At 59.1% G+C, this 26,032-nt stretch carries 24 protein-coding genes and 1 pseudogene; 6 read left to right on the top strand and 19 right to left on the bottom strand.

Annotation, left to right across the window (positions count from 1 at the left end; all coding sequences use genetic code 11):
• Nucleotides 1-169 precede the first annotated feature (169 nt).
• The 3 genes from aas (at nt 170) to BMZ36_RS10255 (ending at nt 4,562) form a co-directional block, all read left to right on the top strand.
• Complete coding sequence (gene aas, locus BMZ36_RS10265; RefSeq protein WP_091195655.1) at nt 170-2,332, top strand: bifunctional acyl-ACP--phospholipid O-acyltransferase/long-chain-fatty-acid--ACP ligase; 2,163 nt, start codon at nt 170-172, stop codon at nt 2,330-2,332.
• Entirely contained in the window at nt 2,329-3,546 is a 1,218-nt protein-coding gene (gene lplT / locus BMZ36_RS10260) for a lysophospholipid transporter LplT (protein ID WP_091195652.1), read from the top strand. Before aas ends, lplT begins: the two co-directional genes overlap by 4 nt.
• 266 nt (nt 3,547-3,812) lie before the next feature.
• Nucleotides 3,813-4,562, top strand: coding sequence for a substrate-binding periplasmic protein (locus BMZ36_RS10255; RefSeq protein WP_245747894.1), 750 nt, complete (start codon nt 3,813-3,815; stop codon nt 4,560-4,562).
• Between the two features lie 71 nt (nt 4,563-4,633).
• Here BMZ36_RS10255 and argA read toward each other — a convergent pair whose 3' ends face one another.
• The gene (gene argA, locus BMZ36_RS10250; RefSeq protein ID WP_091195645.1) at nt 4,634-5,950 is read right to left on the bottom strand and encodes an amino-acid N-acetyltransferase; all 1,317 of its coding nucleotides are present in this window, start codon (nt 5,948-5,950) and stop codon (nt 4,634-4,636) included.
• 167 nt (nt 5,951-6,117) lie between these two features.
• The gene (gene serC / locus BMZ36_RS10245) at nt 6,118-7,209 is read right to left on the bottom strand and encodes a 3-phosphoserine/phosphohydroxythreonine transaminase (protein WP_091195905.1); all 1,092 of its coding nucleotides are present in this window, start codon (nt 7,207-7,209) and stop codon (nt 6,118-6,120) included.
• Nucleotides 7,210-7,397: 188 nt separating this feature from the next.
• Here serC and BMZ36_RS10240 point away from each other — a divergent pair, with 188 nt between their 5' ends.
• Entirely contained in the window at nt 7,398-7,916 is a 519-nt protein-coding gene (locus tag BMZ36_RS10240) for a glycine zipper 2TM domain-containing protein (RefSeq protein WP_091195642.1), read from the top strand.
• Between the two features lie 79 nt (nt 7,917-7,995).
• On the opposite strand, the gene BMZ36_RS10235 is transcribed toward BMZ36_RS10240, so the two are convergent.
• The 7 genes from BMZ36_RS10235 to BMZ36_RS10205 all read right to left on the bottom strand — a co-directional run bounded on the left by BMZ36_RS10235 (nt 7,996) and on the right by BMZ36_RS10205 (nt 16,942).
• Nucleotides 7,996-9,387 carry an efflux transporter outer membrane subunit gene (locus tag BMZ36_RS10235; protein ID WP_091195640.1) on the bottom strand — a complete coding sequence of 464 codons (1,392 nt, stop codon included), beginning with the start codon at nt 9,385-9,387 and terminating at the stop codon, nt 7,996-7,998.
• A gap of 18 nt (nt 9,388-9,405) precedes the next feature.
• On the bottom strand, nt 9,406-12,537 hold the full coding sequence (locus BMZ36_RS10230) for an efflux RND transporter permease subunit (protein WP_091195902.1): 3,132 nt from the start codon (nt 12,535-12,537) through the stop codon (nt 9,406-9,408).
• 15 nt (nt 12,538-12,552) lie between these two features.
• Nucleotides 12,553-13,770: an efflux RND transporter periplasmic adaptor subunit gene (locus BMZ36_RS10225; protein ID WP_091195637.1), complete on the bottom strand. Its 1,218-nt coding sequence runs from the start codon at nt 13,768-13,770 to the stop codon at nt 12,553-12,555.
• Nucleotides 13,771-13,782: 12 nt separating this feature from the next.
• A complete protein-coding gene (locus BMZ36_RS10220) occupies nt 13,783-14,427 on the bottom strand; it encodes a TetR/AcrR family transcriptional regulator (protein ID WP_177187851.1) in 645 nt (214 codons plus the stop codon).
• Between the two features lie 263 nt (nt 14,428-14,690).
• Nucleotides 14,691-15,092 (bottom strand): hypothetical protein, encoded by a 402-nt coding sequence (locus BMZ36_RS10215; protein ID WP_091195628.1) that lies wholly within the window; start codon nt 15,090-15,092, stop codon nt 14,691-14,693.
• A gap of 308 nt (nt 15,093-15,400) precedes the next feature.
• Complete coding sequence (locus BMZ36_RS10210) at nt 15,401-16,234, bottom strand: TatD family hydrolase (RefSeq protein WP_308417371.1); 834 nt, start codon at nt 16,232-16,234, stop codon at nt 15,401-15,403.
• Nucleotides 16,235-16,246: 12 nt separating this feature from the next.
• Entirely contained in the window at nt 16,247-16,942 is a 696-nt protein-coding gene (locus tag BMZ36_RS10205) for a bifunctional 4-hydroxy-2-oxoglutarate aldolase/2-dehydro-3-deoxy-phosphogluconate aldolase (protein WP_091195626.1), read from the bottom strand.
• Nucleotides 16,943-17,249: 307 nt separating this feature from the next.
• On the opposite strand from BMZ36_RS10205, the gene BMZ36_RS10200 reads away from it, so the two are divergent.
• The gene (locus BMZ36_RS10200; RefSeq protein WP_091195623.1) at nt 17,250-18,452 is read left to right on the top strand and encodes an ammonium transporter; all 1,203 of its coding nucleotides are present in this window, start codon (nt 17,250-17,252) and stop codon (nt 18,450-18,452) included.
• 389 nt (nt 18,453-18,841) lie between these two features.
• Here the strand turns inward: BMZ36_RS10200 and BMZ36_RS10195 are convergent, their stop codons facing one another.
• The 8 genes and pseudogenes from BMZ36_RS10195 to BMZ36_RS10160 form a co-directional block, all read right to left on the bottom strand.
• Nucleotides 18,842-19,387 (bottom strand): antibiotic biosynthesis monooxygenase, encoded by a 546-nt coding sequence (locus BMZ36_RS10195; RefSeq protein WP_091195622.1) that lies wholly within the window; start codon nt 19,385-19,387, stop codon nt 18,842-18,844.
• Nucleotides 19,388-19,460: 73 nt separating this feature from the next.
• Nucleotides 19,461-20,339 (bottom strand): DUF5131 family protein, encoded by an 879-nt coding sequence (locus tag BMZ36_RS10190; RefSeq protein ID WP_091195620.1) that lies wholly within the window; start codon nt 20,337-20,339, stop codon nt 19,461-19,463.
• A 188-nt stretch (nt 20,340-20,527) separates the two neighbouring features.
• The gene (locus BMZ36_RS10185) at nt 20,528-21,253 is read right to left on the bottom strand and encodes a 3-keto-alpha-glucoside-1,2-lyase-like domain-containing protein (protein ID WP_218142699.1); all 726 of its coding nucleotides are present in this window, start codon (nt 21,251-21,253) and stop codon (nt 20,528-20,530) included.
• Between the two features lie 15 nt (nt 21,254-21,268).
• Nucleotides 21,269-21,748: a YybH family protein gene (locus tag BMZ36_RS10180; protein WP_091195615.1), complete on the bottom strand. Its 480-nt coding sequence runs from the start codon at nt 21,746-21,748 to the stop codon at nt 21,269-21,271.
• A gap of 41 nt (nt 21,749-21,789) precedes the next feature.
• A complete protein-coding gene (locus tag BMZ36_RS10175) occupies nt 21,790-22,086 on the bottom strand; it encodes a putative quinol monooxygenase (RefSeq protein WP_091195612.1) in 297 nt (98 codons plus the stop codon).
• Between the two features lie 95 nt (nt 22,087-22,181).
• The gene (locus BMZ36_RS10170) at nt 22,182-22,364 is read right to left on the bottom strand and encodes a tautomerase family protein (RefSeq protein ID WP_091195610.1); all 183 of its coding nucleotides are present in this window, start codon (nt 22,362-22,364) and stop codon (nt 22,182-22,184) included.
• Between the two features lie 59 nt (nt 22,365-22,423).
• Complete coding sequence (locus BMZ36_RS10165; RefSeq protein ID WP_091195896.1) at nt 22,424-23,422, bottom strand: alpha/beta fold hydrolase; 999 nt, start codon at nt 23,420-23,422, stop codon at nt 22,424-22,426.
• Nucleotides 23,423-23,482: 60 nt separating this feature from the next.
• Nucleotides 23,483-24,115: pseudogene (locus BMZ36_RS10160) on the bottom strand (NADPH-dependent F420 reductase); the annotation flags it as partial.
• Between the two features lie 95 nt (nt 24,116-24,210).
• On the opposite strand from BMZ36_RS10160, the gene BMZ36_RS10155 reads away from it, so the two are divergent.
• The gene (locus BMZ36_RS10155; protein ID WP_091195606.1) at nt 24,211-25,119 is read left to right on the top strand and encodes a LysR family transcriptional regulator; all 909 of its coding nucleotides are present in this window, start codon (nt 24,211-24,213) and stop codon (nt 25,117-25,119) included.
• A gap of 196 nt (nt 25,120-25,315) precedes the next feature.
• Here BMZ36_RS10155 and BMZ36_RS10150 read toward each other — a convergent pair whose 3' ends face one another.
• Nucleotides 25,316-25,561 carry a hypothetical protein gene (locus BMZ36_RS10150; RefSeq protein WP_143086031.1) on the bottom strand — a complete coding sequence of 82 codons (246 nt, stop codon included), beginning with the start codon at nt 25,559-25,561 and terminating at the stop codon, nt 25,316-25,318.
• Nucleotides 25,562-25,574: 13 nt separating this feature from the next.
• The coding region (locus BMZ36_RS10145; protein ID WP_245747885.1) for an aconitase family protein at nt 25,575-26,032 on the bottom strand (458 nt) is incomplete at its 5' end.

Raw genomic sequence — 26,032 nt, 5'->3', positions numbered from 1 at the left:
TTCTTGCGGATCGAACATGAAAATCCCACGGGCAACTTGGTGACCTGCAGCGGCTCGATCAGCAACTGATGCATCAGCGGTGACTATACCTGTCCGCACAAAATTTACTGGTCAAAATGCGGCAAGCCTCGCATAAAATCCTTGAACTCAGCCTTTGTGGAAAATCCTCATGAAACCTCTGATCGCCTTGCTGCTGCGCGCCCTCTTCCGGGTCTTGTTCCGGGTCCACATCAAGGGTCAGTGGCCGCAGTTCGCGCAGCGGCGCACGCTGATCATCGCCAACCATGAATCGTTCCTCGACGGCATGTTGCTGGGCCTGTTCCTGCCGGTACGGGCAGTGTTCGTGGTGCATACCACCGTGCCGCAGAAGTGGCTGTTCCGGCAGGTGCTGAAACTCGTCGATTACCTGCCGGTCGATCCGACCAGCCCGATGGCGATCAAGCATGTGGTCAAGCTCGTGGAATCCGGCCAGCCGGTCGTAATTTTCCCCGAGGGGCGCATCACGGAGACCGGATCGCTGATGAAGGTCTACGACGGCCCGGCTTTTGTCGCCGCGCGCACCGGGGCGGATATTCTGCCGGTCCGCCTGGAAGGCCCAAGCCGCAGTTATTTCAGCCGCATGGGGGGCAATTACCCGCGCCGCTGGTTTCCGGAGATTCAGCTCACGGTCATGCCGCTGGAAACCATCGCCATGCCGCAGGGCGGTAAATCCCGCGAGCGGCGGCGGCTTGCGGGCGAGGCGCTGCGCAAGATCATGCAGCACATGCTGTTCGCCTCACGCCCCATCGGTACGCTGTTCGACGCGTTGCTCGATGCCGCGGCGGTCTGGGGGCGCTCGTACCGGCTGCTTGAAGACATGCGCCAGGAGGAATACTCCTACGGCGACATTCTCAAGATGACGCTGGCGCTGGGCCGGCTGGTCGCCAAGATCACCACGGAAGGCGAGCGCGTTGGCCTGTTGATGCCAAACATGGCACCGTCGCTGGCACTGATGCTGGGTTGTACCGTGCAGCGCCGCATCCCGGCCATGCTCAACTATACGGCCGGCTTGGCGGGGCTGGATTCGGCCTGTCAGGTCGCCACGCTCAAGACCGTCATCACCTCGCGCGCGTTCGTGGCTGCGGCCCAACTGGACAGCGTCGTAACCGGGCTCGCCGAAAAATACCGGGTGGTCTACCTCGAAGACCTCCGCGCCGGCCTGACCCTTGGCGACAAGCTCTGGCTGCTGGCCGCACTCAGCAAGCCGCGCGCTTTCGTGCCCAAGGGCAGACCGCAGGATCCGGCAGTGGTGTTGTTCACATCGGGTTCCGAAGGCGTACCCAAGGGCGTGGTCCTCACCCACCAGAACCTCCTGACCAACATGGCGCAGATTCGTGCCGTGATCGACTTCGCCGCGACCGACAAATTCCTCAACGCCCTGCCGATCTTCCACGCTTTCGGCCTGACCGCGGGCGCACTGCTGCCGCTCATGACCGGCACGAAACTCTTCATCTACCCCTCGCCGCTGCACTACCGCGTGATCCCGGAAGTGGCCTACGACCGCAACTGCACCGTGCTGTTCGGCACCAGCACCTTCCTGGCCAACTATGCACGCTTTGCCCACCCCTACGATTTCTACCGCATCCGTTATGTGGTCGCCGGGGCTGAGCGGCTGTCGTCGGCCGTGCGCGATCTGTGGGTCGAGAAATTCGGCATCCGCCTGCTCGAAGGTTACGGCGCGACCGAAACCGCGCCGGTGCTCGCAGTCAACACGCCGATGGCCTACAAGACCGGTACCGTCGGCCAGTTCCTGCCCGGCGTGGAATGGTGGCTGGAGCCCGTCCCGGGCATCGAGGACGGCGGGTTGCTGCACGTGAAAGGCCCGAACGTCATGGCCGGCTACCTGCGCATCAATAACCCCGGCATTCTGGAAATCACGGCATCGGAACACGGCCAAGGCTGGTACTCGACCGGCGACATTGTCAGCATCGACACCGAAGGCTTCGTCACGATCAAGGGCCGGCTCAAACGTTTTGCCAAGATTGCCGGGGAAATGGTTTCGCTGGAAACTGCCGAAAAGCTCGCCTTCCTGGCCGACCCGGCCGGGCAGCACGCCAGCAGCTCGCGCACCGATGCCATGAAGGGCGAAGCGCTGGTGCTCTTCACCACCAACCCGCAGCTCACCTTTGACCGGCTTGCCGCCATCGCGCGCGAGCAAAGCCTGCCGCCGCTCGCCACGCCGCGCGATATCCGCGTGGTCAAGGAACTGCCGCTGCTGGGCACCGGCAAGACCGATTACGTCACCCTCAAAAAATGGGCCGAACAGCCGGCCGAGACCGGAGTTCCCGCATGAGCGCCTCAACCACAACCGAAACCCGGCTGCTCACCCCGACGATGCAGGCCGTGCTCGCAGCGCAATTCCTCTCCGCGTTTGCCGACAATGCCCTGCTGATCGCCTCCATCCAACTCGTCAAAACCCTGACCGGAACCGACCACATGGTTCCCTGGCTGCAGGCCGGCTTCGTACTGCCCTTCGTACTCTTTGCCGCACTGGTCGGCCCGTTTGCCGACAGCCAGCCCAAAGGGCGCGTGATGCTGATCGCCAATGCGGTCAAGGTCGTCGCGGGGCTCGTCATCGCTGGCTGCGCGCTGCAAAACGGCGCTTCGGCCTGGATGGTACTGGCCGCCTATGCGCTGGCCGGCGTGGGCGCCGCGATCTATTCCCCCGCCAAGTACGGCATTCTCACCCAACTGTTCGGTGCGCAAATGCTGGTCAAGGCCAACGGCCTGATGGAAGCCTCGACCATCGTCGCCATTCTTACCGGGGTGCTGGCCGGAGCGTGGCTAGCCGACCACTCGCTTTCCGGCGCGCTGGTTGCAATCACCGTGAGTTATGCCATCGCTGCCGGCTTGACCCTGCTGATCCCCAGGCTGCCGGCAGAACACCCGCTGGATCACTTCAACCCCGGCATCCTGCTGAATGACTTCATCAAGGCGCTCGCCACGCTGTTCCGCGAACCGTGGGCGCGCCTGTCGCTGATCGGCACCAGCCTGTTCTGGGGTAGCGGCGCCACGCTGCGCCTCTTGCTGTTCGCCTGGGTGCCGTTTGCACTCGGATACACCGATGCCCAGACGCCGGGCAACCTCATGGGCGCGGTTTCCATCGGCATCGTGGTCGGCGCCGCACTGGCGGCCAAATGGGTTTCGCTCGACACGGTCGGACGTGCGCTCGGCGGTGGACTGCTGCTGGGGCTACCGGTTCTGTTGCTCGCGGGCGTAACCAATCTGTGGATTGCCGCCGGATTGCTGGTGGTGATGGGTGCAGCGGGCGGCTTCTTTGTCGTGCCGCTCAATGCCATCCTGCAGGAGCGCGGCCATCATTCTGTCGGCGCGGGCCACGCCATCGCGGTACAGAATTTCGCCGAGAACCTGATCATGTTCCTGCTCGCGAGCCTGTACGGCGGTGCCAACACCCTCTTGACACCGGGACAGATGGTAGCGGGATTCGGCGGCCTGCTGCTGGTGTCGATGGTGGGCTTGTTTGTGCTGCGACCCCGCTTGGCCTGATTGCAATGCCCGTAGCAAACAACATCGCCCGGCACAGACCGGGCGATGTCTCATGGATGGCAGACGATACAGCTTCCAGGATTCGACATCATCTGTAGCTGCACGGATTGCGTTGCGGCTGTGCTTGCAATATTTGCAGAACTTGGCAGTCGCTCAACGGTCTATAGTAGTTAATAAGCACGGACACAAACCCGCGATTTCTATAACGCCGTTTTATTTTTTCGCCGGAAAAAGAAATGAGAATCCACTCATTGGCATTCGTGCTGATGGCACTGTCAAATGCAACTTTTTCCGCTGAGCCCCTCCCGGAGCTCACGATATACCACTACGAAAGAATGCCGTTTTTCGGAAACAACAGCGGCAAGGAAGCCGGCATCTTGATTGACATATCAAGAATGATATTTGACCAAGCCAAGATCAGGCACAAATACGTTGAAGTTCCGGTGAGGCGATTGCTGGAATCGCTCAAGGAACGGGAATACGCCTGCACGATTGGCGCCTTGAAAACAACGGAAAGGGAAACCCTGTATGCCTATTCGGACGATTTCATCTATCAGGATCAGCCATTCCGGATCATCATCCAGTCCGAAAAAAAGACCCTCTTGCCGGAGAATCCAACCGTACGGCAGATCTTGGAGAGCGAACTCAGGCTGGGCGTCATCGACGGCCATGTCTACGGAAGCTGGCTTGATGGAAGCATCGCCAGATACAAACCAAGATTGCAGAAAATCAATATCGGCGACGATACGGAAAGAATGCACAAGATGATTGCCGGGGACAGAATCGACTACATGTTCGCCGTCGCCGAAGAGGCAAAATACGTCATCAACAACAATCGTGAATTTGCCGAAAAACTATCGATCGTCAAGGTGGCCGATGCTCCAGCGGGAAACCGGCGATATATTCTGTGCAGCAAAGAGGTTGGCGGAGAAACACTGAAAAAAATCAACGCCGCCATAAAAACAGTCAAGGCAAGTGCCAATTACAAAAGATTGATAAGCCAACAAGCTCAATAATTCATCGCAATCTCCGCTCCAAAAAAATCGCCCGGATATCAAGCCGGGCGATTTTTTTGGAGCATGCACGTTCAAACTGCAATCTGCTTGATGAACACCTTGGAGCGCCGCTGGTAGTTGTAGAGCTGCTTGCGCTCGATCGGCAGATCGTCCACTGTTGCCGGAGCAAAGCCGTGCTCAATGAACCAGTGCGCGGTGCGGGTGGTCAGGGCAAAGAGCTTGCGCACACCCAGGCTGCGCGCCTGCTGCTCGATATGCTTGAGCAGTTGTTCGCCGCGGTCTTCTTCCCGGTAAGCAGGATCGACCACCAGGCAAGCCATCTCGGCCATCTTGTTTTCCAGGAACGGGTGCATGGCCACGCAACCGATGATGCGGCTGTCATATTCCAGCACCGAATAACGGTGGATTTCGCGTTCGATCAGCTCGCGACCGCGCTTGACCAACACGCCCTCGTCTTCAAGCGGCTCGATCAGCGCCAGCATGCCGCCCACATCGTCGATGGTCGCCTCGCGCAAGGTTTCCAGCGACTCGTGCGAGATCATGGTGCCGATCCCGTCATGGGTAAACAGCTCCATCATCAGCGAACCGTCGACATGGTGACTGATCAAATGCGCCCGCTTCACCCCCTGGCGCACGGAACGGATCGCGCACGGCAGGTAGAGTTTGATGTCTTCATGCGGATGTGAATGTTTGGCCAGCAACTGCTCGGCTTCCAGGGCCGTCAGATCGGTCAGCAACTCGCCGTCTTCCGAAACCACGCCAGGCTGGTCGAGCAGGAACAGGAGCTTGTCAGCCTTGAGCGCGATGGCGGCACTGGTCGCCACGTCTTCCAGCGGGAGGTTGAAAATCTCGCCGGTCGGGGAATAGCCGATGGTGGACAGCAGCACCATTTCGCCGTCGTCCAGGCGGTAGCGGATGGCGGTGGTATCCACCTTGCGCACTTCGCCGGTGTACATCATGTCCACGCCTTCGCGCACCCCCATCGGCTGGGCGGTGATGAAGTTGCCCGCGGAAACGCGGATGTCCGCATTGGCCATCGGCGAATTGGGCATCCCCATCGACAGCAGCGCCTCGATCTCGACGCGCACCTGTCCCACTGCCTGGATCACGCATTCCAGCGCATCGGCGCCTGTCACGCGCAGGCCATGGTGGTAGCGCGTGTCCAGCCCTTTCTCGGCCAGGCGGGCTTCGATCTGCGGACGCGCGCCATGCACAACGACTAGCCGTACGCCCAGACTTGTCAGCAGGTTGATGTCATAGGTCAACTGGAAAAACTTGCCGTCGCGCACCACATCGCCACCCAGCGCAATGACGAAAGTACGTCCGCGAAAGGCATGGATATACGGCGAGGCTTGGCGGAACCATTCAACAAAATCGGCGGTGTGCATGGCAAAAAAGCCCCATGAAAAACAGCCCGCATTGTAGCGTCATGCGGGCTGGGGTGCAGGATTAATTCCACTCCAAAATCGCCAGTAACTTTGTCGACTTCGCCTTGCCGTGCATTTGCACTGTCTGCGGCTCGTCTTCGCGTACTGACAATTTTGAAGAGAGACAATCAGGCGTTTTTAGCTTCGAAATCCTTCATGAACGCCACCAGCGCCTTGACGCCTTCGACCGGCATGGCGTTGTAGATCGAGGCGCGCATGCCGCCCGTGGTGCGGTGGCCGGCCAGACTGACCAACCCGGCGGCAGCCGCCTCTTTCACGAATTTGTCCGTGATGGCATCGGCCTTGGTTTTGTCGGTTTCGCGCGGCAGGAACGGCACGTTCATCAGGGAGCGCACCGACTTTTCCACCGGGTTGTAGAACATGGCAGAGCTGTCGAGGCAATCGTAAAGGAGCGCGGCCTTTTCGGCATTGCGCTTGAAGAGATTCTCGCGCCCCGTTTCCTTGATCCATTCCAGCACCAGTTTCATGACGTAGATCGGGTAGCACGTCGGGGTGTTGTACATGGAGCGGGCTTCGACATGCGTGCGATAGCTCAGCATGGTCGGCAAGTTGGCCGGAATGCGCTCCATCATGTCCTTGCGGATGATCGCCAGCGTCACGCCAGCCGGGCCGAGGTTCTTCTGCGCGCCGGCATACAGCACGGCGAACTTGTTCACGTCGAGCGGTTCCGACAGGATGCCCGACGAAATGTCGCCGATCAGCGGCACGTCGCCCACGTCCGGCAACTGGTGGTACTGGGTACCTTCGGTGGTATTGTTGTAACAGATGTGGAAGTAGTCGGCGTCCTTGTCCGCACCCTTGATTTCTGGGAGGTACCAGTAGTTCTTGTCCTTGGACGAGCCGACGATATTGACCGTCCCCAGCGTTTGCGCCTGCTCGATTGCACGCGCCGGCCAGTTGCCGGTCAGGGTGAAATCGGCCTTCTTGTTGAGGGTCATGAAGTTGAGCGGCAGCATGTAGAACTGCAGGCTGGCGCCGCCCTGCAGGAACAGCACATGGTAATCGTCCGAGATACCGAGAATCTCGCGCAGCAAGGCTTCCGCCCCGTAGATGATGCCCTCGTAAGGCTTGGAGCGGTGCGACATCTCCATGACCGACATGCCGGTTCCCTGATAATCGAGCATCTCGGCAGCGGCTTTGTGCAACACCGACTCCGGCAACACCGACGGACCGGCGGAAAAATTGTAAACCCGTGTCATCTCAGCAAAACTCCTGTTCGCAAAATCGGCATGCGCGCGGCATGCTTGTCCTTTTCCCGAAGATACCAGATTGCCCCCGGCTTGACCCATGTACATTTGTGTAACAGCAGGTTTGCTCAGGTAAAAGTCGTCATCCATCCTGCGAGCTGGTGCGTTATTATCGCGCACTTACAGAAAGGAGCTTTACCATGAAGAAGTTGATCATCGCAGGTTTGCTGCTTGTTGCCGGAGCCGCCAGCGCTCGCGAATACAGCGATTATGCCCGCGTCATCTCTTCCACCCCGATGTACGAAGAAGTGAATACGCCCAAGCGCGAATGCTGGACCGAATACCGCGATGTACCGCAGCGGCAGACCCGCGGCAGCGACAACAACATCGGCGGCGCCATCGTGGGCGGCGTGGTCGGCGGCCTGCTCGGCAACCAGGTAGGCGGGGGCAACGGCCGAACCGTAGCAACGGCGGGCGGAGCGATTGCAGGCGCCATCATCGGCAGCCGTGTACAGACAACCGGCAGCAACGATGACTATCAAGAACCGGCACGCCGTCCGGTAGAGCGCTGCAAGACAAGCAACCATCTGGAGCGCCGCCTCTCTGGCTACGACGTCCGCTACGAATACAAAGGGCAATCCTACCAGACCGTTCTGCCGAACGACCCTGGCCAACAACTGCCGGTAAACGTGCGCATGGAAGTCACACCGCGCATGTAATTTACAGGATGATCGAAATGACAAAGGCCGGGATCCCCGGCCTTTGTCATTTCAGCGGATGCTTGCCCAAACCAGGGACTTACTGCCCTGCCCCGCCCAAAGCCTTGAAGGCCTGCGCGGCGGCAGCCAGCCGCGCCCGCTTCGCTTCGATGAACGCAAGCTGCGCGGCATAGTGCTCGCGCTGGGCATCAAGCAGGTCGAGATAGCCGACCAGCCCGGTCTGGTAACGCAGATCAGCCAGGCGCAGCCGTTCGGACTGGCGGGCTGCGAGTTTTTCCTGCGCAGCGTATTGCTCTGTCAACCACTTCTGGTCGGCGAGCACGTTGGCGACATCCTGGAATGCGGTCTGGATGGTTTTTTCGTACTGCGCCACGGCGATGTTCTTGCGCGCTTCGGCCAGATCCAGGTTGGACTTGTTGCGCCAGCCATGGAAGATCGGCAACGAGATGCTCGGCGCGAAGCTCCAGGCTTGATGCCCGCCGCTGAAGATGCCTTCAAGCTCGTTGCTGGCTACGCCGGCGCTGCCCACGAGGGAAATCTTCGGGAAGAAGGCCGCGCGCGCTGCGCCGATATTGGCATTGGCGGCAATCAGGGTCTGTTCGGCTTGGCGCACGTCCGGGCGGTTGAGCAATACGCTCGACGGCAAGCCTTCCGGTAACGCCGGGGCCAGCGGCAGATCGGCCAGCGCCTCACCCTTGGCTTCGGGCAAGACCACCGTTTCGCCGACTGTCAGGTTGAGCGCATTGCGGGCGTTTTCGGCACGGCGCGCATAGCTCGCGGCATCGGCACGCGCACTGTCGAGCGCGGCTTCTGCCTGCAACTGCTCCAGCCGGCCGGCAGTGCCGGCTTCGACGCGACGGTTGACCACACGCAGGTTCTCTTCGCGCGCCTTGACCGTCTTGCGACTGAAAGCGGCCTGCTCGTCGAGCGCGCGGGCGCTGTACCAGGCATTGGCGGCTTCGGCGATCAGGGACAACTGGAACGAGCGTTGTGCTTCCTCGCTGGCGAGGTAGTTCGCCCGCGCTGCATCGGAAAGGCTCTTGACCCGGCCCCAGAAATCCAGCTCGAAACTCAGCAGGCCGAGGTTCACGTCGTAGCGGCGGGAAATGACTTCCTTGCCGGTTGACGAAAGATCGGCCGGGATTTTGCTCACGCTACCTGTGCCGTTGGCGCTCAGGTTGGGCAGGCGGTCGGCCCGCTGCACGCCGTACTGCGCGCGCGCTTCTTCGACCCGCGCAATGGCAATGCGCATGTCGCGGTTGTTGGCGAGCGCCTTGTCGATCACGGACTGCACCGCGGCATCAGTAAAGTAAGCGCGCCACTCGGGCAAGCGGAAATCCGCGGCGGCCGGCGCAGAGGCCGCGCCGACGGTCGCTGGAACGGGTACTGCCGGGCGGCTGAAGGTAGGCGCCAGGCTGCAGCCGGACAGGAACACGACGGCCAGCGCAGCGGCGATGATAGTTTGTTTCATGCTTGTTCTCTCCATGGCTCAGCGGTGGTCATCGGCAGGTTCGGCTTCGGTGCGCGTGATGTTCTTTTCCGGGAACAGGCGCCGCACCACGACGAAGAACACCGGGACGAAGAACACCGCCAGCACCGTCGCGGCCAGCATGCCGCCAACCACACCGGTACCCAGCGCATGGCGGCTGGCCGCCCCGGCGCCGGAACTGATCACCAGCGGAAACACCCCGGCGATGAAGGCAATCGAGGTCATCAGGATCGGGCGGAAACGCAGGCGGCATGCGCCAATGGTCGCTTCGATCAGGTCATGCCCCTGCTGCTGCAACTCGCGGGCGAACTCGATGATCAGAATCGCGTTCTTGGCCGACAGCCCGATGATCGCAATCAAGCCAACCTTGAAGTACACGTCGTTGGGCAAGAAACGCAGCCACATCGCCACCGTGGAACCGAGCACGCCGAGCGGAACGACCAAGAGCACCGCGAACGGGATCGACCAGCTTTCATACAGCGCAGCAAGACACAGGAACACGACGAGGATCGACAGACCGAACAGCATCGGCGCCTGGCTGCCCGATACGCGCTCTTCGAACGACGTACCCGACCATTCGAAACCGATGCCCGGCGGCAGTTTGGATGCCATTTCCTCCATGGCCTGCATCGCCTCGCCCGAGCTGTGGCCCGGGGCCGGGTTGCCGGAAATCTTCATCGCAGCAAAGCCGTTGTAGCGATCAAGCGCAGGCGCGCCGACCACCCAGCTTGCCGTGGCGATTTCGGACAGCGGCACCATCTGGCCCTTGCCGTTGCGCACCTGCAGACGCAGGATGTCCTCGGGGGTGCCGCGACTTTCCGGCTCGGCCTGCGCCCAGACACGCAGCACGCGGCCATTGCGCACGAAGTCGTTGGCATACGACGAGCCCAGCGCGATCTGCAGGGTGCTGTTGAGTTCGGCCGAACCGATTCCCAACTGGCTGGCCTTGACGCGATCCACGTCGAGGAAGAGTTGCGGGCCGGGTTCCTGGCCTTCCGGACGAACCCCTGCCAGCGCCTTGTTCTGCCCGGCCATGCCCAGCATCATGTTGCGGGCGTTGATCAGCGCCTCGCGCCCCACGCCGCCCCGATCTTCCAGGCGGAAGTCAAAACCGCCCATCGCACCCAGTTCCGGAATCGGCGGCACGTTGGTGGCGAAGGCAAACGCCTCCTTCAGGCTGAACAGGAAGCCCAGCGCCTTGCCCACGACCGAATCGACTGGAGCCTGCTTGCGCTCCTTCCAGTCCTTGAGCGGAACGAAGATCAGCGCGTTGTTCTGCCCGCGACCGAAGAAGCTGAAGCCGGCAATACTGATCACCCGATCTACCGCCGGTTGCGCCATGTAATAGCCTTCGATCTGCTCCAGCACCTTGATCGTGCGCTCGCGGCTGGCCCCGGCCGGCAATTGCGCCACCGAGATGAAATAGCCTTGGTCTTCGGAAGGCAGGAACGAGGTCGGCAGCTTGGTGAACAAGCCCGCAGTCAATACCAGCAACACGCCGAACAGCGCCATCACCAGCGAAGTCTTGCGCAGTATGCGCGTCACGCCTTCACCATAGCGATGGGTTGTTGCGGCGAAGAAACGGTTGAACCAGCCGAAGAAACCTGTCTGGTGGTGCAGCTCGCCCTTTTTTACCGGCTTGAGCAGCGTAGCGCACAAGGCAGGGGTGAGGGTCAGCGCCATCAAGGCCGAGAACGCCATCGACAGAATCAGCGTGACCGAGAACTGACGATAGATCGCGCCGACCGAGCCGCTGAAGAACGCCATCGGGATGAACACGGCCGTCAGCACCAGCGTGATCGCAATCACCGCGCCGGTGATCTGCACCATGGCTTTCTGCGTGGCCTCACGCGGGGCCAGACCTTCTTCCGACATGATACGTTCGACGTTCTCCACGACCACGATGGCATCGTCGACCAGAATCCCGATCGCCAGCACCATCGCGAACAGCGTCAGCACATTGATCGAGTATCCCAGCAGGTACAGCCCCAGCAACGAGCCGACCAGTGCAATCGGCACCACGATGGTCGGGATCAGCGTGGCGCGGAAGTTTTCCATGAAGAGATACATCACCAGGAACACCAGCACGATGGCTTCAGCCAGCGTCTGCAGCACCTCGGAAATCGATACCTTCACGAACTTGGACGTATCGTAGGGAATCTCGTAGCCCACGCCCTTGGGGAAGAACTGCGAGAGTTCCTGCATCTTGGCGCGGATCGCCGTCGCGGTATTGACGGCGTTGCCGTCCGGCGAGAGCTTGATACCGATACCCGCGGCCTGCTTGCCGTTCAACCGGGCAGAAACCAGATAGTCGTTCCCCCCCAGCTCGATGCGCGCCACGTCGCGCAGCCGTACCATCGCGCCGTTGCCGCCGTTGCGCAGCACAATATTGCCGAACTCTTCCGGCGTATTGAGCCGCCCGCGCGATACCACGGTCGCGGCGATTTCCTGCCCGGGTTTGGCTGGTTGCTGACCGAGTTCGCCGGTCGAAAGCAGCACGTTCTGCGCCTGGATCGCCGCCACGGCTTCGGCCGGGGTCATGTTGAACCCGACAAGCTTTTCCGGCTTCAACCAGACCCGCATGGCGTAGTCGGTACCAAATACGTTGGCTTCGCCCACGCCCGGAACGCGACGGATCGCATCGAGCACGCTGGCGTTGGCATAGGCCCCCAGGTCGACGCTGTTGAAGCTGCCTTCCGGCGAGTTGAGCATGATGAACATCAGGTAGTTGCTGCGCGACTTCACCACCTGCACGCCCTGACTGCGCACGGTATCGGGCAGGCGGGTTTCCACACGCTTGACGCGGTTCTGTGCTTCCACGGAGGCGATGTCGAGGTTGGTACCCGGCGCAAAAGTCAGCGTGATCGACATGTTGCCGCTGCTGTCGCTGCTGGCGCTCATGTACTGGAGATGTTCGATGCCGTTCATCTCCTGTTCGATCAGCTTGGTCACGCTGTCTTCCACCACGCTGGCGCTGGCGCCCGGATAGCTGGTGGAAATGGTCAGCGCCGGCGGCGCGACTTCCGGATACTGGGCCACCGGCAACTGCCGCAAGGCCATCAGGCCGGACAGCACGATGATGATGGCGATCACCCAGGCAAAAATCGGGCGATCAATGAAAAAACGGGGCAACATGGATGCTTCTCCTTACTTGGCTGCCGGCTTGGAAGCCGCTGCGGCAGATGCGGCCGAAGCAGCAGGCGCAGAGGCTGCGGGCGCCGAAGCCGCTGCAGCCGATGCATTGAACGGAACCGGCTTGACCACGGCGCCGGGGCGCACTTTCTGCAAGCCTTCGACCACGACCTGCTCGCCGCCTTCCAGCCCGCCGGTCACCAGCCAATCCTTGCCGGACAATCCGCCTGTCTTGACCGCAACGGGCGCGACCTTGCCTTCCTTGTCGACCACGTACACCGAAGCGCCCTGCGGCGACAGCGTCACGGCGCGTTGCGGCACGCGCACGGCGTTTTCCACCTTGCCCAGCGCCACGCGGATCGTCGCGAACATGCCTGGCAACAGCAGGCGGTCCGGGTTCGGGAACTCGGCGCGCAGCGTGACCGTGCCGGTAGCCGGATCGACAGTCTGCTCGGAGAACAGCAACTTGCCGCGCTGCGGGTAGGCGGTGCCGTTTTCCAGCGTCAGCTCCACCGGAACGCTATCGGCCTTCTTGAGTTGGCCGGCCTTGAGCATCTGCTTGAGGTTCAGCAATTCGCCGCTCGACTGCGTGAAGTTCACATGGATCGGATCGAGCTGTTCGATGGTCGCCAGATGGGTGGCTTCGCCCTTGCCCACCAGCGCGCCTTCGGTCACCAGTGCCCGGCCGATACGCCCGGAGATCGGAGCGATCACGCTGGCATGCGAGAGGTTGATGCTGGCGTTGGTGACAGCCGCTTTCTGCGCGGCAACTTCAGCCTCGGTCTGCTTGAACTGCGCTTCGGCCTGATCGAGTTCCTGCTTCGACACGCCCTGCTCCTTGGCGAGCACCCGGTAGCGGGCCACGGTCTGGCTCGCGATCAGCGCATTGGCTTCGGCCTTGGCGAGCGCCGCCTTGGCCGAGGCCAAATTCGCTTCCAGCGTGCGCGGGTCGATACGGAACAGTGACTGCCCGGCCTTGACCTCGCCGCCTTCGGCAAACAGGCGTTTTTCCAGAATGCCTTCCACGCGCGCCCGAACTTCCGCTGCACGCACGGCTACCACGCGACCGGAAAGATCGAACGTGACCGGAGCCTGATCCTTGCTCACCGTCACCACGCTGACTTCGGAAGGCGGCATCTGCATGCCTCCTGGCCCCTGCTTGTCGCCCTTGCCGCATGCCGCCAGTAACAAGGCGGAAGACACAATCAAAGACACCATCTTGATTTTTGGCATGATCAAATCCTTTCAGTTTTTTTGTTCTTGGGTGGCGCTTTTCAACGCACACGGCAAATCGGGGTTGACGTAGAGGCGGCCAAACAGCTCCATGACACGCTGCACTTTCTTCTCTTCTTCGGCGGAGTCGATGGTTCCGGACATGAACAGCAAACTCTCGTGTTCGGGTGCCGCCAGAATATCGATATACAGGGAGGCAGCTTCCATGGGATCGTCTTGGCGAAGATAGCCTTCCTGCATGCCCGCTTCGATCATCCTGGCCAGACGTTGCCTGGAATGGATGATGACGCGCTGGTAAAACGCCTGCGCCAACTCGGGGAAGCGCGGCGCTTCGGCCACCAGTACGCGATGCAGGTTGATTGCCTCGGGGGACAAGACCCGCTCGCGGAACAGCAGGGAGAACTGCATCAGGCGGGAGCAGCAATCGCCCTCTTCGGATTCCAGCGGGGCAAAGACCTCGCCCACAGCCTGGTCCAGCGCGGCCAGAAACAAGGCATCCTTGCTTTCGAAATGATTGTAGATCGTTTGCCGCGCCACACCGGCGCGCTTGGCAACCGCATCGATGCTGCCCCGGTAGCCGGACTCGCGAAACACGTCCAGCGCAGCGGCAAGCAGGCGATCAAGACAACTGGGAGGGGAACCGGTATCAGCGCTCATTGCAAAAACCAAATAGACTAGACTGTCCAGTCTACTCGCCTTCACCCAGCAAAACAAAAGCTTTTGAATGTGAATATTCGGGAGCAGGCTACCACACTGCCGTTGCCCCCTCTCCCTCACAAGGCTTGCATGCACACAAGTCAAATCAAACCGTTCGTGCCGAGTTTGTCGAAGCATGAGCGGCTTGGTTGTGTTTAAGCACCTGCGGCGCGTCGTGCTTGATGCCGGGAGCTCGCCCCGGCGGCCGAGTTTCTTTTCTTGCTTCACCAAGAAAAGAAACCAAAAGAAAGCGACCCCGCCTTGCGGCCCTCCGGGCTACCCTCGGTCGGTCGCGAGCCCGGGTCTCGCTCCGCTTCCTCGGCGCTGGCAGAGGGGATAAAAAAGTCGTCTGCCATGGCGAGGATATGCGGGAGCGGATGTAATCCGCGAAGGGCGGCTAAGGCTAGGTTCTGTTGACGTTGGTTACAAATCTGCGCTGGGTCGGGAAAATGCCAGTCACAAGGCATGCGACGCAGACAATAACCGGTTATTTTCAAGGCGCATAACGCGGTGAATGGCGTTTTTCCGGCCCAGCCCTTCGGGTTTGGGGTATTTCGAGCGGCTTTCTGCGTTGCAAACCGCTTGCAATACCCGTATTGCGGCGCGCTTTGCGCCTTGAAATCCATCTCGAACTACCCCAAACGCAGTTTTGTAACCAACGTCAACAGAACCTAGTAAATCGGAAAAGCAAAGCGCCTTCCGACGATTGCGGTTTATGCGTCGGATGGCGCCTGCGCGCTTGTCCGGCCTACGCGCGGAAATGGGAAGGGTTACTGAGCCTCAGCGAGTAGCCCGGAGCAGAGAAGCGGAATCCGGGGCAACGTCCCTCGCAAATACTGATCCCGGATTCCGGCCTGCAGCCTCCATCCGGGGCTACAAAACTGCAGAACCAGTGCCATCGCAACCATGGCAGACGACCTTCCTTTCCCCTTGGCTAGCGCCGAAGAAGTGGAGGGAGACTCAGGCTCGGCGCCTCTGAGGTTCCCCCAAGATTTTCAGATTGGTGAATGTTCAGTACCGACAAAGCATTGGCGGTCGTAGCCGCCACCACTTCCTCAAAAGGCAAACCGCGCAAATCCGCCAGCAAACGGGCGATGCGCGGCAATTCGGCGGGTTCGTTGCGCCCCCTGTTGAGCCACTCCGGCGGCATGTCCGGGGCATCGGTTTCCAGCACGATGGATTCCAGCGGCAAATCCGCCGCCAGCCGCCGCAGGTTGAGCGCGCGCGGGTAAGTCATCGCCCCGCCGAACCCCAGCTTGAAGCCGAGATCGATGAAGGCTTGCGCCTGCTGGGCGCTGCCGTTGAAGGCGTGGGCAATTCCGCCCCGGACGCGCTGCCGGCGCAGACATTTCAGCACCGCATCCACCGCCCGGCGCACGTGCAGCAGCACCGGCAGGTCGAGTTCGCGCGCAATCCGCAGTTGCGCATCGAGCAAGGCAATCTGGCGCTCGGCATCCAGCCCCGGCACGAAGAAATCCAGCCCGATTTCACCCACCGCCACAGCCTGTTGACGCACCAGCGTTTCGCGCAGCAGGTCGAGGTGTTCATCGCGATGCTCGGCCAGATACATGGGATGCATCCCGAATGCCGGCAGGCAGCCAAACGCTTCGCGCACAGCCACCGTATCGGCAAAGGTGCGCGCCGCAATCGACGGGTTCACGATAGCGCCCACCCCGGCTGCTCGCGCACGTTCGGCCACCGCCGCACGGTCGGCGGCGAATTCGGGCGCATCCAGGTGGCAGTGGGTATCGATCAGCATCGCCGTCATGTCCCAACCCGATCAGGAGCGCTTCTGCTCAGCCAGCTCCATACGAATTCTTCTGGCAAGCTGCAACGCCTGGCCGACTTTTTCTTCGATGCCGCGATAATCCCTGGCCAGAACCAGTTCCCGCGAAATCAGCTTGCTGCCGATCCCGCAAACGGCAATACCGGATTCGAACCAGTCGCGCAGCGATGCTTCGGTCGGCTCCACGTCGCCCGTCGGCATCAGGCGTGTCCATGGCATCGGCGCCATGATGCTTTTGACATACTCCGGCCCGCCGACCGCGCCGCCGGGAAAGAGCTTGACGATCTCGCAGCCCAACTCCTGGGCATTGCCAATTTCCGTCGTCGTTGCACAACCGGGGATATAGGCCACCATGCGGCGGTTGCACAGCCGCGCGACATCGGCATTCAGCAGCGGACCGACGACGAACTTCGCACCATGGGCGATGTACATGGCCGCCGTCGGCGCATCGATCACCGACCCCACACCCAGCAACGGCTGCACGGCATGCCCGGCAAAGTGCCGGCGCACATCCAGGAAAACCTGCGGTGCGAAATCGCCGCGATTGGCAAATTCAACGCAACGCGCCCCCGCGTTGACGCAGGCCTGGATCACGTTCACGCAAACTTCCGGATCGGGATCGTAAAAAACCGGGATCACCCCCTGCTCCAGCATCGCAGACAACACCGCCAAGCGGTCATTTGCAACCATCGCCAACACCCCACGGAATGAGTTTCATCAATCAATGCATTCTGGAACATGCCCGATACTCAGTCACGCAAATTCTGCCACGCCGGGCGCGCGCACCATTCAAGGGCAATCGATGCACATCAAGCACCGCAACAATGCACAAAACACACTCGTTGGCACAACATTGGAATCGCATCGCTTCAAAACAAAGCGCGGCAAAAATATTAATCCATTAATATCAACAACATAAAACAAATGGCACATTGCTTGCTTTCGGTGCGTGGTCGTTTTTCAGGCACCATCAACACCCAAAGCAACGGAGAACCCCGTGGAGCAATTCAAAATCGCCAGTGATACGCTGTTTATCCTGCTCGGCGCCATCATGATTCTGGCCATGCATGCAGGCTTTGCCTTTCTGGAACTGGGCACGGTTCGCAAGAAGAATCAGGTGAACGCACTGGTCAAGATCCTGACCGACTTCGCCGTTTCCGCCATCGCCTACTTCTTCGTCGGCTACTACCTCGCCTACGGCGTGCACTTTTTTGGCCCGGCAACCGAACTGGCCCAGAAGAGTGGCTACGAGCTGGTCAAGTTCTTCTTCCTGCTGACTTTCGCCGCAGCGATCCCGGCCATCATTTCCGGCGGCATTGCCGAACGCGCCAGGTTCCACCCGCAATCGATCGCCACCTTCCTGCTGGTTGCGCTGGTCTATCCCTTCTTTGAAGGCATCATGTGGAACAAGAACTATGGCATCCAGGCCTGGTTCCAGTCCGCGCTGGGCGCTGAATTCCATGATTTCGCCGGCTCGGTCGTCGTGCACGCCGTCGGCGGCTGGATCGGTCTGGCAGCCGTGCTCCTTCTTGGTGCGCGCCGCGGCCGTTACAGCAAAAACGGCGCGGTTGCCGCCCACCCGCCGTCATCCATCCCGTTCCTGGCGCTGGGCGCCTGGATCCTGATCGTCGGCTGGTTCGGCTTCAACGTCATGAGCGCACAGAAGACCGAAGCCATTTCCGGCCTCGTCGCGATGAATTCGCTGATGGCCATGGTCGGCGGCACGCTGGTCGCCATGAAGCTCGGCAAGAACGACCCCGGCTTCATCCACAACGGCCCGCTGGCCGGCCTGGTCGCCGTTTGCGCCGGCTCGGACATCATGCACCCGCTTGGCGCACTGGTCGTCGGCGGCGTGGCTGGCGCCCTGTTCGTCTGGATGTTCACCATCACGCAGAACCGCTGGAAGATCGACGACGTGCTCGGCGTATGGCCGCTGCACGGCCTGTGCGGTGCCTGGGGCGGCATCGCTGCCGGCATCTTCGGCCTGCCCGCGCTGGGCGGCATCGGCGGCGTAACCTTCACCGCGCAACTGGTCGGCACGCTGATGGGCGTCGGCATCGCGCTGGCTGGCGGCTTCGCGGTTTATGGCATCCTGAAGAAAACCGTCGGCATCCGCCTGGACGAAGAACAGGAATTCAACGGCGCCGACCTCTCGATCCACCAGATCACCGCCACGCCGGAGCGCGAAACGAACTGGTAATCCCGGCACGACGCAAGCCCTTGTTCGCAAAGAAGCCCACGGCATGCCGTGGGCTTTTTGTTGTTTAGGACTGGCGGCAGGTTCTCGGCCTTTGCTGCCGTTGACGGTGGAGTCTTCCTATGGCTGCTGTCGTGCAATTTGCTGTCGTTAGCCGGCTGCGAGCCCCGAACAGCCGTGTTCTTCACATGCACAGGGCAGCACAATACTCATCAAGCGCCTCGAACTGACACTTGTTTAATGGTAGGTAATCAAAATACAACAACGGAGATCGTTAATGATAACGGTCTGCAGGCAAATCCTCAGCCAGCGCTGCCATGTGCATAATCCTCCGAAACTGGACGACCATTCCGCACCAAATTGGGCGATCGAAGCGAAGCAACGCAGTGGGACTATTTGTTCGACTCACTTGGGTACAACCAAGGTTTCAGAAGTCGCGTCAGTCGCGGAGCGACGCCCCAAGTCATAATGGCGACTACGAGGATGGTGAGCAGAAAAATACGCCCAATCAACGGCCATGGGGCAAGTAGTTCTCCCAGCAGAACGAACAACAGGTAAACCGTTGGGAATATCCCCAACCATGTCGCAATCGCCACTTTCCAGCGGGGAGGCTGTTCGGCCTTGGCCAATTGTGTCGGCAGGAACCAGTGCGCCAAACCAGATATGCCACGAACGAAAGCTTTGCCTTCAATGTACGGTGAAATTTCAAGTAAGCTAGCCGCCCGTTCAGGTGAGCTTTGCCATGCTTGGCGGCAGGCTTCGTTTTCAAAGGCGATCAAGGCGTGATAGAGCTTGTCGTCGACATCTTCTTCATCGCCAGGATGGACTAACTGGGTGCCGAGGCAACCGGGATAGGCATCTGCCTTGGCCAGGAATTCAGCCATCAAGCATTCGAACCGGGCTTCATGGCCCAGTTTGGCTTGGCGGCTGACAAGCATTAGAACAGGGTGAGGCTGAGAATTCTTCATGGGGAATTGGGGGCTGATATTTGTAGAACCTGCGAGACAGGGCTTAGAGCGTTATGCATTGGCCACAAGCACTGCATCCATTACAGATGGGTCGGCTTCCACAATATGCGCAGTGTTCGCGGTAACTTGGTTGGTGTAAATCTTTCTCAGTTAGCTCAAAACCCAAGGCATCCACTAATCTGAACTGCTGGGGTCGGCCTTGGTAACTGACACCGGATTTCCAAGCCATTTCACTCTGGAGCTGCTTCTGTTTCAAGTGGTAATTTTTTCCATCCTTGACGAAATAGGCCCCCGTTTCGATAAAGCAGAACGTCACACCGTGCCGTTTGCAAGCCATGCGTAGAGCGAGAATCCAGTCAAAATGGCAAGGCCGCATGCCACCGTAGTTTTCACCACCAGCAATGACTTGCTCGATCTGGCCGGATTGCAGATATGGGATAAGATCAATCGCCCCAATCAATGGCGCGGTCATGATCCCCTTGTGCTTGAATGGCAGATCAAGCAGAAAAGGAATCCGTTCGTCCGCTCGCTGCTGGTTTTCGCAGGATACATTGAAAAAGACGTTATCCCAGCCATCCCCCCAGTCCGCAGGCAGGCACGCAGCAACTCGATGGGGGCGCTTGGTCAACAGAAAGAATTTCACGTCGCGCCGGATGCGAATGATGGACCAGGCTTCATCGCGCCACGTATCCGCCTCCTCAAGGAAGAAATCTGATGTCATGCAGACGCGGATCTGTTCGCCACTTTTGATTTTGTAGTTGCCATGACGATCCCGGTGCAAGGGATACGAAAAGCCATCTTTGGTGCGATAGATTTCCGAACCATGCCGGCCACGCATCGCATCCAACGCATACATGTAGCAGTACTTGCACCCCTCGCTTATCTTTCGGCAGCCATGCCAAGGGTTCCAGATATCGCGCATTAATCTTCAATCACCGGTTGATCAAATTAACTGAATTCACATCCCTTGCTGTGTTTGTTCAAATGAGTAATCGGCAGGAGAGCTGTCAATCAGCACAGGATTGCATGGATACCAAAATGCATATCCGCGCCCCTGCGCGCGGCAACGCGAATGGGGGCGCGGGGTCATTTGCGATGACTGAGCAACTCCTAAGCCCCGCCTTTCAGCTTTGGATGCATGGAGGAGATAATCTTGAAGTCCTTGAAATAGCCTTCCGTGCCGATATCGACAAACAAGCCAATACCGCCTGATGCCGACGTGCCTTTCATCTTGTTAACGATGAACGAGGGATATTTTGCATTATTCAGGTACAGCTCAGCCCGTTCGCCCTTTACATGGATGCGCATGGTAATCCACTCATCCAGACCAATATCCGCATAGGTTTCATATAAACCGTTGCTCTCTTTGCGCAACCGATCAAATTTATAACCTGGATAGGCAAAATACTGCACGGCATGGTTTCTGGACGCTTGATTATCAGCACGGCCGACGTTGGGGCGCAGGTAAATGGATTCGAAGGCCGAATCGTCCGCATTTACCCTGTAATGTATGCCGATAAACCCTTGCGATGCGGGGAAAGGCGTTGGTTGTTGTACGCGAGCCAGTACTTTGACCTCGAAAATTCCGTCCGAGAATTCGAAATCTTTCAGCTTTACATAGGTAGGCTCATCTACCGTTTCGCTCAATCGATTGATATCGAATGGAAAAACCTTGAGGTTTCGTTCAACCTTGAGTACTTCCTCGCCATTCAATTTCACAATAGAGGCATGAACGTTTTTTGCGTAAAACTCGCGCCCTTCCCATTTGATTGTCTCAGCCGAGACCGTGCCCGCCATCAGCAATGTAACAATGAATGCAGATATTAGCTTCTTCATGATGCTCTTCCAGGGTTACCGCTTTGCAAGCGGAGCTGTTGAAAAACTGTAGTGCGAGAATTTCCACTGACCATTTGCCTGCTTGTTCAGGATGAAGAGTTCCTTGAAAGCAGCCGGGCCGGCGGGTTGATCGGTGCCATTGATCTTGAGCGTGCCCATGGAGTGGCTGCGCAAAAGCGCAGAGGTCTTGCTCAGCACTTTGATCTCATCGACCGTGAACTTCAGATTGAGCGAAATCGCCTTGAATGTGCCGACGTAAGCGGCAGCAACAGAGTCACGACCAACTGCAGCAGGTGCATCCGGGGCCATCTGAACGCCATCCGCCGTGTACAGTTGGGCAATGGTGTTGGTATCCGCAGTGTTAATCGCGTGTTCATATTGAGCAAGAACCTGACGGATCGCTTGGGCATCGTCGCTATCCTTGGCATGGGCCAGGGACGGAGTCAGGGTGGCGGCGATTAAAATGGAGGCGCAGGCAAATCGAATTGAATTCATGTTGATTCCTTGGAGTGGCTGGTTTGGTTTAACCGGATGTTTTACTCAGCAAGAATTGAGACGAAACGCGAAATTTGAATGTCTCGCGCAAGTTTGTTGGCAAGGCTCGCCAGCAGCTCGGCGAAGTGCGGCGATTGGTGATGACGGTTAAGTGCATCGTCATCGGCATACGTTTCCAACAGGTGGAACGTTCCTGGGGCTTCTTCCGAAGCGAACAACTCATAGCGAACGCAACCGGGCTCATTGCGCGTTGGCTGGATCATCCCGCGCAGCGCCGCTTCCACATGCTGGATGGCTTCTGATTTGGCTTCGACGGTTGCAAATATCGTGGTGGTCATGATGCTTATTCCAAGCGGCAGCCTTGTGCAGGCTGCCGGGTTCGTGAATCAGAACAGTTATTCAGCGGCTTGGTATCCACCCGAAATATCGGGCATTAACCACCAAACAACTTGCCTTCCCCTGCCCAATCCGATGGGGCTACGTCTTCGAAAATGACATAGATGTATTTCGGGTCGGTGCCGGTATTGCGCACGATGCTTTCGGTAATTTCGGCGGCGACCGCTTGCTTGGTTGGGGTGTCTTTTCCTTCAAACCAGGTAACGCGTACGACGGGCATGTTTATCTCCTTGCTTAGAAAAATAGGGGGGCTGTTGCATCAGGCTTCAGATGGATAAATCAATGTTCGAGAAAATCCCGCAGGTCAGCCGCGAACTTGAACGGGTTCTTGAACATGAGGAAGTGATCTCCCTGCTCGGCCTTGCTGTAGGCATACAGCCTTGCATTCGGGATGACTGAAGCCATCCAGCGCTGGCTGGGCAGGTTGTTGCTGTATTCGCCGGAGAAAATCGCGGTGGGGACATTGATTTTGTGGCGAATCACGTCGCGCCAGTCATTGCTGATGTGGTCGAACAGTACTTTGGCGGTGTATTGCGGATCGGTTTTTATAAACGCATTGGCAAAGGCTTCCGAATTCACGTAGTACGGCGAATCTTTCGCCATCGCTCGTTCAACCACCTTCATGTCGAGAATCAAGCTGTTCGTCGGAACGCCCTCGGTAAATGCCGCGACCATGCGCTCTGCCGAGGACGTCATGCCACCCGCTTCGCGCCGCTCCTGCTCCGACCAGTTGGCGTGCGAATAGATCGACACCGGCTCATCGACGAACACGGCCTTGCGGATGCTTTTTGTCCCGAAGAGATCTATATAGCCCCACAGCACAGCAGCGCCCATCGACCAGCCCACGTAATCAGCCGACTTCAGTCCAAGATGCTCGGAAAATTCCTTGAGATCGGCAGAGAAACGGGCGATGCGGTTACCGTGATCGACATGCTGTGACAGACCCTGATTACGGGGGTCCAGCACATAGACGTGGTAATGCTTGCTGAGCAGGTACATCACGTTGATGTACTCGGCGCCATTGGCCGACCAGCCAGGAATGAATACCAGTGGCTGGCCCGCGCCAGCTTCCCAATAACTGAGCTTCACACCGTCACTGGTGGTGAAGCTGTTGATCTGCAGCTCTTTGAAATCCGACAGCCTGGCCGGCAGGCCTTCCAGCTTGTTGGGAAAGGCGTAGTCCTTGCCCAGTATTTCAATGGCAGGGGCTGCCCAGGCAACGCCGGAGGAAACGAACAACGTCAATGAATACAACACGGTGCGGATGCAGGTTTTCATGATCATCCTTGATGAGGAAGTGGCCTGCTCGCAGCGAGCCACTTCTTTGGAGCCAACGACTTATGCCTGAACCCAAGCCGGAGCCACGGTCGGGCCCTTGCCGAGGAAATAGCCGAAGTGAATGTTCATCTCACCGATAGGCTCGATAAAACGGCTATTGGAGAGCGGGCCGGCATCGACTGCCTCAAAACCAGCGGACTTTGCCAGTTCACTCACAGACGCTTTGGCTGCGGCATCGTCACTGGCCACAAAAACCTGCAGAGTCTTGCCCTGACGGGACTCGGGCGCCAGCAACTGGGCGAAAATCGTGTTGAAGGCTTTCACCACGTGAGCTTGCGGGGCCAGTTTCTGGATTTCCTCAGCGGCCGAAGTGGTGTGGCCAATGACGAGTTCCTTGTAGTCCGGACTGATGGGGTTGGAAATGTCGACGAGCACCTTGCCAGTCAAGTCTTCTGCTTGCTCGATGGCTTCTGCCGACGCGCCGAACGGCAGCGCCAGAATCACAACGTCGGCCAGCTTGGCGGCGGCGGCAATCCCGCCCCCGATTGCGCCGCGACCGATTTTTTCGGCCAACGCAGCGGCCTTGACCAGATCGCGTGCGCCGATGCAGATTTCATGCCCCGCACCGGCCAGCGTTGCGGCCAGCCCTGCACCCATATTGCCCGTTCCGATGATTGCAACTTTCATGGTGTTCTCCTGTTTGGTTTGTGAGTACGCTTACTTTAAAACTTGAAACCAATTCGGATAAATGGCGAAAATAGACCATCACTTGAAACGGAATATTTGCAATGGATAGATTGTTGAGCATGAGCGTCTTCGCCAAGGCTGTGGAGTTGGGTTCGTTCTCGGCGGCAGGCGATGTTTTGCGGATGTCTTCGCAGTTGGTTGGCAAGCACGTCCAGACGCTGGAGCAACACTTAGGGGTGCGTCTCATCAACCGCACCACACGACGACACCACCTGACGGAGGCCGGCTTTGCCTTCTACGAACGCGTAAAAATCATCCTTGCCGAAGTCGAGGCAGCCGAAGGCATGGCCGCCATCAGTGGCGGCACGCCTCGGGGCCGGCTGCGTATCAACACCCCGGTCTCGTTCGGCATTCATGCCTTGTCGAAGCGCTTGCCTGAATACATGGCGGCCTATCCGGAGGTATCGGTCGATATGTCGCTATCTAATCGGTTGGTCGACTTGGTCGACGAAGGTTTCGATGTCGCCTTCCGGGTTGGGGAGTTATCGGATAGTGGACTCATAGCCCGAGCGCTGGCGCCATATCGCCTGCGACTGTGTGCAGCGCCATCCTATCTGGCAAGCCATCCGCCCATTACGCATCCAAACGACCTGGCGCAGCACGAATGCTTGGGATTTTCGTATACCGAGTTGCGCACTCGCTGGACGTTCGAAGGGCCGGAAGGCGAAATGACTGTGCCGGTTTCCGGCAGGTTGATGGTCGATAGCGGAGAGGCTTTGCTGATGGCCGCACGAGCAGGCATGGGGGTGTTGATACAACCCTGTGAATTGGTCAGAGATGATCTGGCTGCGGGCAGGCTGGTCGAGGTACTGCCTGAATACCCCGTCCCTTCCCGCCCCTTCCATATCCTTTACGCGCCCGACCGGCGCATGACACCGAAACTGCGTAGTTTCATAGACTTTGCGGTTTCGGCGTTCGGAATTGATGCTCAGGCACGGTTGAACTGCTGAGTGATGGACTGAAGCTCAATGTCGGCTTCTAGACGAACATCCGCCATTTTTGCGCATGAATATAGCTGACTGCTTTGGCCGAAATGCAGCACCTCAGCCGAGTGTGCAGCATCAATCCCGGTAGCCATTGCGATAGGCTTTGCGCTCGCGCAGAACCTGCAACCACCAAGCGGCCCATGACTGTTTAATGACCGGGTCAAGAATGGCCTTTGGCGGATGACGGATTGTCGGCAGGTTCTTTATCCGACTGGTTCGGGATGCGTTTTGGTACGACACCAAGGCGCAGCCCGATAATTCCCAGTATCTGGTTCATGGTCTTCACCGTGCCCTCGCTTTGCCCGCGTTCGATATCCTGAACCGTGCGATAGCCAAACCAGCCGCTCTCCAATAAGCCACTGGAAACAGGCTTACACCCCCGGATTTTCCGGGGGCTTTGTTTCACGCATGTCCCAGCCTCAAACCGAAACCGTCGCCGCCACCTCGCTGAACTCCGCAATCCGGTCGAAGTTCATGTAGCGGTACACCTCGGCGGCCTTCTCGTTCACGGCGCTGACCCGCTCCATGTACTCGGCCGGGGTCGGGATTTTGCCCAGCAGCGCACACACCGCCGACAGTTCGGCCGAGCCCAGGAACACTTGTGTTTCCAGCCCCAGGCGGTTCGGGAAGTTGCGTGTCGAGGTGGAGATCGCGGTGCTCCCCTTCCTGATCTGCGCCTGGTTGCCCATGCACAGCGAGCAACCCGGCGGTTCCATGCGCGCGCCGCTGCTGCCGAGTACGGCGTAGTAGCCTTCTTCGGCGAGAATCATGGCGTCCATCTTGGTCGGCGGGGCGATCCACAGCCGAGTCGGGATGTCGGTCTTGCCGGCGAGGACCTTTCCAGCAGCGCGGAAGTGGCCGATGTTGGTCATGCAGC

The sequence above is a fragment of the Formivibrio citricus genome, assembly GCF_900115065.1.
GTDB lineage: Bacteria > Pseudomonadota > Gammaproteobacteria > Burkholderiales > Chitinibacteraceae > Formivibrio > Formivibrio citricus.
This window is presented reverse-complemented; position numbering and strand designations above follow the sequence as displayed.